7 protein-coding genes and 2 pseudogenes are annotated in these 9,538 nt (G+C 59.0%); all 9 read right to left on the bottom strand.

Going from position 1 to position 9,538, the window contains the following annotated elements; translation table 11 throughout:
- On the bottom strand, positions 1-994 hold a 994-nt coding region (locus J5286_RS29355), incomplete at its 3' end, for a Gfo/Idh/MocA family protein (protein WP_245206655.1).
- Between the two features lie 67 nt (positions 995-1,061).
- A pseudogene (locus tag J5286_RS29350) lies at positions 1,062-2,114 on the bottom strand (sugar phosphate isomerase/epimerase family protein).
- 91 nt (positions 2,115-2,205) lie between these two features.
- On the bottom strand, positions 2,206-3,165 hold the full coding sequence (locus J5286_RS29345) for an arginase family protein (protein WP_209193511.1): 960 nt from the start codon (positions 3,163-3,165) through the stop codon (positions 2,206-2,208).
- Positions 3,166-3,236: 71 nt separating this feature from the next.
- The gene (locus J5286_RS29340) at positions 3,237-4,376 is read right to left on the bottom strand and encodes a Gfo/Idh/MocA family protein (RefSeq protein WP_209193510.1); all 1,140 of its coding nucleotides are present in this window, start codon (positions 4,374-4,376) and stop codon (positions 3,237-3,239) included.
- A 20-nt stretch (positions 4,377-4,396) separates the two neighbouring features.
- A complete protein-coding gene (locus J5286_RS29335; protein WP_209193509.1) occupies positions 4,397-5,290 on the bottom strand; it encodes a sugar phosphate isomerase/epimerase family protein in 894 nt (297 codons plus the stop codon).
- A gap of 77 nt (positions 5,291-5,367) precedes the next feature.
- Positions 5,368-6,431 (bottom strand): annotated as a pseudogene (locus J5286_RS29330) (ABC transporter ATP-binding protein).
- Between the two features lie 4 nt (positions 6,432-6,435).
- Positions 6,436-7,263, bottom strand: coding sequence for a carbohydrate ABC transporter permease (locus tag J5286_RS29325; RefSeq protein WP_209193508.1), 828 nt, complete (start codon positions 7,261-7,263; stop codon positions 6,436-6,438).
- 147 nt (positions 7,264-7,410) lie between these two features.
- On the bottom strand, positions 7,411-8,175 hold the full coding sequence (locus J5286_RS29320) for a carbohydrate ABC transporter permease (protein ID WP_209193507.1): 765 nt from the start codon (positions 8,173-8,175) through the stop codon (positions 7,411-7,413).
- Complete coding sequence (locus tag J5286_RS29315) at positions 8,172-9,449, bottom strand: ABC transporter substrate-binding protein (RefSeq protein ID WP_209193506.1); 1,278 nt, start codon at positions 9,447-9,449, stop codon at positions 8,172-8,174. Before J5286_RS29315 ends, J5286_RS29320 begins: the two co-directional genes overlap by 4 nt.
- Positions 9,450-9,538: the final 89 nt, after the last annotated feature.

The raw sequence follows: 9,538 nt of genomic DNA, 5'->3' as shown, positions 1-9,538 counted from the left end.
GCCGCTGGTCTTCCGGGGCGCGCCCCGGAAGACCAGCGGCCGCAGCACCTGGGGAAGATTCAAACGGCACTAATGAGGAGTATTGCTCCGGTACTGACAGCTTGGCCTTTCCGAACTCCGTGAACCACAAGATGTTCGGGTTGTCTTGGCGCCATTCCAGTCCGCCCATGTCGCCGTAGACGCGAAGCTGCAAGCCATTCTCATTGCCAGGCGCGACTTGGCTCGCCCACAGCATTCCCCGGGCGCCCCCTTCAAGCCGCAACATGATGTGGACATTGTCGTCGACCTGACGTCCAGGAACAAAGCTAGTCAGATCTGCGGCAACCGCCTCGACAGGAATTCCCGTAACAAAACGCAGAAGATTAAAGGCATGGGTACCGATGTCCCCGATGGCGCCACCGACACCCGATCTCGCCGGATCGGTACGCCATTGGGCACCTTTGGCGTCGGCAATCTGCTCAACAGGCTCGGTGAGCCAGTCCTGGGCATACTCGACCTGCACAACCCGAATTTTGCCGATGGCGCCTGACGCCACAAGCTCTCTGGCCTGGCGAACCAAGGGATACCCGGTATAATTGTGCGTCAAAAGGAACCTTGCCCCCTTGGCTGGCTTCACGTCTCCCAAAAGACACGCATCTTCCAGTGTAGAGGCCAGTGGCTTATCGCAAATCACATGGATGCCCGCCTCAAGGAAGGTCTTCGCAGGTCCGACATGTATATGATTGGGCGTGACAATGGCCACTACCTGGATTCCGTCTGGCCGAGAGGCCTCGGATCGCGCCATTTCTTCGTAGCTGGTGTAGACGCGGTCGCGGTCTAAGCCCAGTCTGCGTCCAGACTCAATAGCAACGTCAGCTCGCGACGAAAGCGCACCTGCAACGAGGTCATAGTGCCCGTCGAGCCTCGCCGCCAGCCGATGCACATTGCCGATGAAAGCGCCCGTGCCGCCACCGACCATGCCAAGACGAATCCGCGCACTGCCGTGCTCGCTCATTGATCCTATTCCTTTCGAAGTGGGCGGGGTGACCGACCTGGGAGGAGTGCGGCCAACACTGCCGGGGTCAGAGCCCGAGCAACCGACGGTTCGCTGCAAGGTCTGTTCCTCCGCTGGCGAAGTCGTCGAATGCGTTTTCGGTGACACGAATTATGCGCGATTGGATGAACTCAGCGCCTTCACGGGCTCCATCTTCGGGGTGTTTGATCGCGCACTCCCATTCAAGAACAGCCCACCCGGGAAAATCGTATTGCGCCATCTTTGCAAAGATGCCGTCGAAATCGACCTGGCCATCACCAAGAGATCGGAACCGTCCTGCCCTGTTGACCCAATTCTGGTAGCCGCCATAGACACCTTGGCGGCCCGTCGGATTGAACTCGGCATCCTTCACGTGGAAGAGCTTGATGCGCTCATGGTAGATGTCGATAAATTCGAGATAACGCAGCTGCTGGAGTAGGAAGTGGCTGGGGTCATATAGGATGTTTGCGCGGCCATGGTTTTTCACGGCGTCGAGGAACATCTCGAACGTCACACCATCATGCAGGTCCTCGCTGGGATGAAGCTCGAACCCGACATCCACGCCAGCATTTTCGAATGCGTCCAAGATGGGCATCCAGCGACGAGCGAGCTCGGCAAAAGCCTCGGTGATCAGGCCCGCCGGGCGCTGTGGAAATGGATAGAGGAACGGCCATGCCAATGAGCCCGAGAACGTGGCCTGGCCCGTCAGCCCCAAATTCTGTGAGGCCTTGGCGGCAAACAGCAATTGTTGAACCGCCCACTGCTGACGCCCAGATTTGTTGTTGCGGATGGCCTCAGGTGCAAAGCCATCCAGCTGCAAGTCGTAGGCAGGATGGGAAGCAACCAACTGACCCTGAAGGTGTGTGGATAGTTCGGAAATCTCCAGGCCGTGCGCCCGTACCGTGCCAGAGATCTCGTCCGCATAAGTCTGCGAGTTTGCTGCCTTTTCGAGGTCGATCAGGCTGCTGACCCAAGTCGGTATCTGGACACCCTTGTAACCATAGTCGGCTGCCCATTATCAGATGGAGTCGAGGGAGTTGAATGGCGCTTGATTGCCGACGAATTGAGCGAGGAAGATGGCCGGGCCCTTGATGGTCCGCATGATGGCACTCCCGATACAAACCGATAGAAATTTGTCGACGCGGAGCATAGCCCCGCGGCGAGGTGAGTTGGTCGGATTGGCGAACGTTCGCTCAGCCGTTGCGCTGAGTGCTCTGCGCAGTCACCTTGGCAGAGTGCACGAACAGGGGCACCACCACGTCGAGGCACTTGGGATCCAGGGTAGGATCGAGAGCAGCCCAGGCAACCGAGAGAATCTCAAGACGCTCAGAGATCAGTGTCAGGGCATTGGCAAGCTGTTCGGCGGTGAGGCCGCCAGGAGCGGTATGGTAGCTTGGCAGCAGCACGGTCGGATCAAGAACGTCGACGTCAACGTGGACGTAGACCTTCTTGCAACGGGTCGCCAGACGATCCAGGGCCTGGGTCAGGGCACTTTCGAAGCCAAACTTTTCGATGACCGGCTTGTCGACCCGTTCGCCTACCGCATAGCCGGAACCGGGCCGAGCACGCTCGGTATATTGCTCGTGCAGCCCAACCGAAATGATGCGATCTTCGGAAATCTCCCGGAAACCCGGAATCTTCCGCCGCATCCGCGGCCAGCACTGGCCCGCGATGGTGGTGACCGGCATGCCTTCGAAATAGCCGTTCTCGGTCGTATCGGGCGTCTTGGCATCACCATGGCAATCCAGCCAGATCATACCGATTTCTTCGTCGGGTTCGGCGACGCGGCCCACCATGCCCAGAGCCTGCGAGCAGGTGCCAATGGCCGCGAGTGCCAGGCGGCCGCGCGAGCGCGCCTCTCTCAGCACGGTGGCAAGGCGCATGCTCTGGACAAGCTGACGGGCCATCTGATCCCCGGCGGGCAGCAGACGGACATCGCCGCCAGTCTCACGCGCCGTCGGTTCATCCACGTCATCAATCATGATGACTTCGATATCGTCGAATTCCTTTGCCATCGCAGCGGGAACGTTTTCCTGCTTCAGCAGCACGAGCGGCCCGTTGCACATCGAGTTTGTCTTGGTCGGCACACGTGTGCCGTAGTTGTAAGGCAGGCCGATCAAGGTAATCGGCATTTTGCGGATATCGTCCAACATCATTGTCCTCGTCAGGTTGCGGTGTGAGAGCCTCGACGCGAGATTGCGTCGAGGAAGAAAAGGCGCGGCGACTAGCGCAGCAGTGCTCTGGCCTGTTCCGGCGTAAAAGCGTCGGGCCGCTCGCAAGTGGTCTGGATGGAGACCGCTTCGCCGATCTCGCCGGACTTCAGGATCGACAGCATCACGTCGACCGCATGCAGGGCCAGATCGAGGTCGCAGCGGGGCTTGCGGCTGGTTCCGATCGTATCGAGCATGTCGGAGAGCCCTGCATTCCGATAATTGGCGCGGGGGATTGGCTTGTCGAGATCCTCATTGGCGATGCCAAAGGGGTGGTCCCACGCCTCTATTGTCGATTTGGTCCCGATAGTGTCCGTTACGACCAGTTCGCCATTGAAGAAATTCGGATTGGGAACGTAGAGCGTGCCGTCGGTGCCATAGAGTTCGATATTGTGATGGCCATGGCTGGAGACGTCCCAGCTGGCGCCCAAGGTGACGAGGGCGCCATTGGTGCATTCAAGCACGGCATGGATCGTCGTCGGCGTGTTGACCTTGACTGAAGTGCCCTTGTTCGGACCATCCGCCGTAACCAGCCGCTCCTCCTTCGCCTTCCCCGTCAAGGCAGTTACCCGCCTGATGGGACCAACCAGGTGGATCAGGTCGGTGATATAGTACGGCCCCATGTCGAGCATCGGACCGCCGCCAGGCTGATAGAAGAATTCGGGATTGGGATGCCAGTGTTCCATGCCTCGACCCATGATGTGCATGGTGCCCGAGGCGATGCGACCGATCTTGCCACTGTCGATGATCGAGCGGGCCTGCTGGTGCGAGCCGCCCAGGAACGTATCCGGTGCCGATCCGACCTTCAGCCCGCGCTGCTCGGCCATGGCCTTGATCTGGAGCCCCTCCTCCACGCTCAGCACGAAGGGCTTTTCGGAATAGGCATGCTTGCCGGCGGACAGAATATCCTTCGTCACGGCGAAATGCGCCGACGGAATTGTGAGATTGACGATGACGTCGATCTCCGAATTCTTGAGCATGGCTTCGGGCGTCTGGGCTCCGACGCCGTATTCCTTCGCCCGGCTCGTGGCTGCCTCACCGTTGAGGTCGGCAATCGCACGCACCTGCATGTTTTTGAACAGCGGAGCGAGCTTGAGATAGGCGGACGAGATATTTCCCGCGCCCATGATGCCGACACCATAAACTTTGGTCATCGCTATATACCCGATCTATGTTAGTGGCGCTGGCCGGTGGCCGCAGCAAGGTGCGAGCGCAACCAGTCGATGGAGATTTTCGCGCTCTGTTCGACGGTCGGCTGGTCTGCAAGATCGACCTCCACCACCATCCAGCCATCAAAACCTGCGATAGCCTGCAGTGGGGAATTCAGATCGATATTGCCGCGACCCGGTTCGGTCCAAATGTGCTTGCGGACTGCATCGTCGTAGGTTTCTCCGAGGGCCTTGACCTCGTCGGCAACGGCCTTGTGGTAGTCCTTGACGTGTACGGCGCCGATCCGGCCGGCATAACGGGTGAACATCTCCACCATGTCGGCGCCCGCCCATGCCAGGTGCCCTGTATCCGGGCCAAACATGAGAAGGTCTGGTGGAACGTTGTCGAGAACGAGCTCCGCGTCGCCCTGCGTTTCGACGCGGCTGCCGATGTGCGGGTGGAGACAGGGCACCACACCTTCGGCAACGAGAACGCGAGCGACGCGTTCCATGTTCGATGCTGCCAGGAGCGATGTTTCCCGGTCTGACGCGACACCCTGCGCCGGCGTGACGATGCGTTCCGGGATGGCGCCGAAACGATCTGCGAAGAAGATTCGATCGAGCCCGAGCTTTGCATGTGCCGAGCCGATCCGCCTGGCACGTTCCAAGGCGTCGGCAACCGCGACTTCGTCAGCAAAATTCGCGGAGAAGTAGCCCGGTGCGGGGCTGAGGCCGTAATCGCCCAGCATTGCCTTGTATGTGTGCGGTGTGATGTCGGCCGGAATTTCGGCGTGGATGCCGTCGTATCCCGCCGCGCTGACCGCCGCCAGGATGGTCGGCAGCGGCGGGGTGATCTCTGGCTTGTAGCCATCCTCGGTCATCGAGAAGGAAAGCGGATTGTAAGCGATCCGGATAGTCATAGGGTTTCCTGAGTGAGCAAGAGGTCAGGCTCGCACGTGCTGCGCGAACCTGGAATGTTTCGGCGCCAGAGTGCAGATCAGTTGATGCGTTTGCCGGTTTCCTGATCGAACAGGTGGGCCAATCCTTCAGGGATACGCACGCTGAGGTCGCTGCCGGAGGCGGGATCCAGTCGGCTGTGCACCAGCGCGGCGACCGTATCCGTCCCGAAGCGCAGGGAGATCAAGGTCTCCGCCCCGGTGGGTTCGATAACGACGACCTGTCCCGTGGTGGCGCCGGGTGCATCGGCGGCAACCAGCTCGAGGTGCTCCGGCCGAATGCCAAGCACCACCTTCCTGTCGGACGCTGCCAGCCCCGGCACCGCGAAGCGGACACCGCTGGCCGACACAAAAGCGCCCGCAGCTTCCATCGTCCCTTCAATCAGGTTCATGGCCGGCGAACCGATAAAGCCAGCGACAAAGAGATTTTCGGGGCGATCATAGAGTTCGAGGGGACGACCGATCTGCTCGACCAGGCCGCCGTGCATCACCACGATGCGATCGGCCATGGTCAGAGCTTCGGTCTGGTCATGCGTCACATAAACAATCGTTGTTCCAAGCCGTTGATGGAGCTCCTTGATCTCGGACCGCATGTGAACACGGAGTTTTGCGTCGAGATTCGACAGGGGTTCATCGAACAGGAAGACTTGGGGATTGCGGACGATCGCCCGGCCCATTGCGACGCGCTGCGTTGCCCACCACTGAGCTGTTTCGGGGTTCGATCCAGCAAATTCGTCAGGGACAAGATGTTGGCAGCATGGTTCACGGCAGCATCGATCTCTGCCTTAGGCCGACCCTTGAGCTTGAGCGAGAAGCCCATGTTCTGCGCAACGGTCATATGCGGATAGAGCGCATATCCCTGGAAGACCATGGCTATGTCGCGATCCTTGGGGGCCAGATTGTTGACCAATCGGTCACCGATCCGGATCTCGCCGCCACTAGTGGTTTCGAGGCCTGCAATCATGCGGAGCAGTGTGGACTTACCGCAGCCGCTGGGGCCGACGAGGATAACGAATTCACCATCGGCGATATCGACATCGACACCATGCAGAACGGAGTTGTTGGCATAGGTCTTGGTGACCGATTTAACGGTGAGGGACGCCATGAGACTAACCTTTCACGCCACCGGCGACAGCGCCGTGCTGGATGAACTTTTGGACGAAGAGGAAGAGGATAAGGGTGGGCAACATGGTCAGCGTGGCGGCTGACATGAGGCTGCCCCAGTCCGTCGAGAACTGGTCCATAAACATTCGAATACCGACCGGGAGCGTCATGACGTCGGTGGTCCTCAGGAACACGTTCGCCACGAAAAACTCATTGTACGAAAAGAGGAAAGCATAGATCGAAACGGCCGCGATACCGGGCCCCGACAGAGGCAGCACGATACGAACAAATGCTGTCAGCGGACCACATCCATCGATAAGGGCTGCTTCCTCCAGCTCACGCGGAATGGTGTCGAAATAGCTGCGGGCCATCCACGTCACAAAAGGCAGGTTGACGACGGCATAGATGATGATGACCGACAACGGCGAATTGATCAGCCCCAACGGTTTGAACAACATGAACAGCGGGATCAGCGCGAGAATGATCGGGAACATTTGGACTGCGAAGAGTGCTACCGAGTATCCATTGAGAAGCCCGTTGCGATAACGAGACAGGGCGTAGCCCGCCAGGACGGCGGCTGTCACGCTGAAGATCGTTGAACCGACCGAGGTGATGATTGAGTTCTTGAGGTAAGTGAAGAAGGGGGTCTGTGACAGCCCTTCATAATTCACCAACGAGAACATCCGTGGGATCAGGTCCCTGGTCGCGATCATCTGCTCGGTCGTCTGAAACGAGTTGAGCACCATGAGAATGATCGGCAAGTTGATGATCAGCACGACGAGCAGGGTGATGCCGGCCCACATCCAACGCTGGAGAACGGTTTGATGGTCCATTACTGACTCCGCCGCTGTAGACGGAGCAGGAAACCCACCAGCACCATCAGAATGAAAAGGGTGACGAAGGATGCCGCGGCACCCATGCCGACATCGTTGCGAGCGAAGGTATATCGGTACGCAAGGACGACGAGGTTTTCCGTCGCGTTAGCGGGTCCACCTTGGGCAAGCAGCCAGGGCGTATCGAAGTCGTTGACCGACCAGATCGTCATCAGCAAACAGAGAACGATCGAGATGTTCTTGATCTGCGGTAGCGTGACATTCCATAAGCCATTTGGTGGCGCCGTCGATCGCGGCTGCCTCGTAGAGACTGCGATCGATGCTCTGCAGCGCTGCGAGCAGCGACAGCATCATGAACGGAAAACTCCGCCAAATTTTGATGAGCACGACGATGGTAATGGTCCAAGTGCTATCGGACAGGAAGAAGATCGGGCTGCCGCCAAACACACCGATGATCTGGTTGAACAGCGCCTTGTCGTCCATCACCAGCCAGCGCCACGACACGATCGACACCAGCGACGGAACGATCCACGGTAACAACAGCAAGACACGGAACAGACCGCGAGCTGGCATGTCCTTCTGCATCAGCAGTGCGATCCCCAGTCCGAGAACGTAGCACCCCGCGATGTTGCACACTGCGAAAATCGCGCTGAAGCGCAGGGAATTCCAGAACGCGGCAGAGCTCAGGAGCTTGACATAGTTTTCCAACCCAACCCAATGGCCAGCTTTCATCAGCGAGCCATTGGTGAAGCTGAAATACAGCCCCTGCACCATCGGCACGACGATAACGATCAGCAGCAAGATCACCGACGGCGCGAGCAGCAAAGCCGGCGTGGAGAGATCCTTGAGTGCTCTCAGTCTGGCGCTTTCGCGCCAGACCTTCTTTTCAGAGGACATACCGACCGCCGTCATTGGCTCTTCACAATGTCTTCGAGGTGCGCCTGGGCGGTTGCCGCCGGACCTTTAAGCGGCTGGCCCTGCCAAATCGACTGGATGAGGCTGAACAGGAAACCATCGCCGTCGACTGCGTTCAGCGCCGGGAACGTGCCGCCCTTGTGCTCAGACATCAACTTCGCGACCGGGACGATGTCGTTCAGCACGTAGGTCAGGTTTTTGTCGCTGGTAAAGTGATCGTCGTTTGCGATCGACACACGTGCGGGCAGGTCGCCCACCATACCTTCAGTGAACAGCGGAAGGGCATTTTCCGACCACCACTTTAGGAAGGCGAACGTTTCGTCCTTATGCTGGGTCTGGTTGTAGACCATGATATTGTTGACAGAGCAACTCCCGGCGACATCACCATGTGGTCCGGCCAGCGGTGGAACGATGCCGAGCTGGTCCTTGGCGTCGCCAGCGCGGTTTGCGACTGCAGCCGTACCCAGGTAGAACGCGACTTCACCACGATAGAGCGCGCCGCGGGCGTCAGCACCGGTGTAGCCCACACTCGCTGGGTTCACAGAGCCATCGGCGACGAGGTCGGAGAGGTACTGGAATGCTTCCATGGTGCGTTCGCTGCTGATTGCCGCATCGCCTTCCTTGTCAAAGAGGCCGCCGCCATTGCCTACGGCGAAGTGGAGCAGCCAATGGGCGCCGTTGGTGTCGCCGGACGATGCAATGCCGTACTTACCGTCCTTGGTCAGCGCCCGGGCAGCAGCGCGCAGTTCGTCCCAATTGGTTGGAACTTTGATACCGGCCTCGGCCAGAAGGTCTTTGCGGTACCACAGAACGTCCGGGCTGAGCGCCCACGGAACACCCATGTAGTGACCGTCATACTTCATGGCATCTAGGGTGCCTGGCGCGAATTCGGAGGCATTCATTTTGGCAACGAGTTCGTCGACCGGCATGATCGCGCCCTGGGAATAGAGCTGCACTGCCTGATAACCGCCGCCGGTGGAAAGGTCGGGTGCGCTGCCTGCAGCGACGGCCGTCACAAACGTTTCATACCAGTTCGTCCACGGCACAGCGCGGTAGACAACGTTCACGTCGGGATTTTCTTTGTTATAGCGATCAACGAGCTTCTGGGCCACAGCGGGATACTCAGTCCCGCCCCACACCATGTCCCAAAAATTCAGAGTGACTTCCTGGCTCATAACCGCGGTCGCGCTGAGCATCAGCATCGAACCCGCTACTGCCATCTGCAGCATAGAACGCCGGCTATGGCGAACCATGTCTGTTTTGACCGTCATATTGCATTCTCCCTGGACTGCTATCTAGGCACGGCGCAGGTGCCGCCCTGCCAAAATCATGGAGGCCAAGCTAATTTGGACCTCACCCC

This window comes from Rhizobium sp. 16-488-2b, from assembly GCF_017741815.1.
GTDB lineage: Bacteria > Pseudomonadota > Alphaproteobacteria > Rhizobiales > Rhizobiaceae > Rhizobium.
Note: the sequence above shows the minus strand (reverse complement) of the source record. Positions and strands in the feature narration are given on the sequence as shown.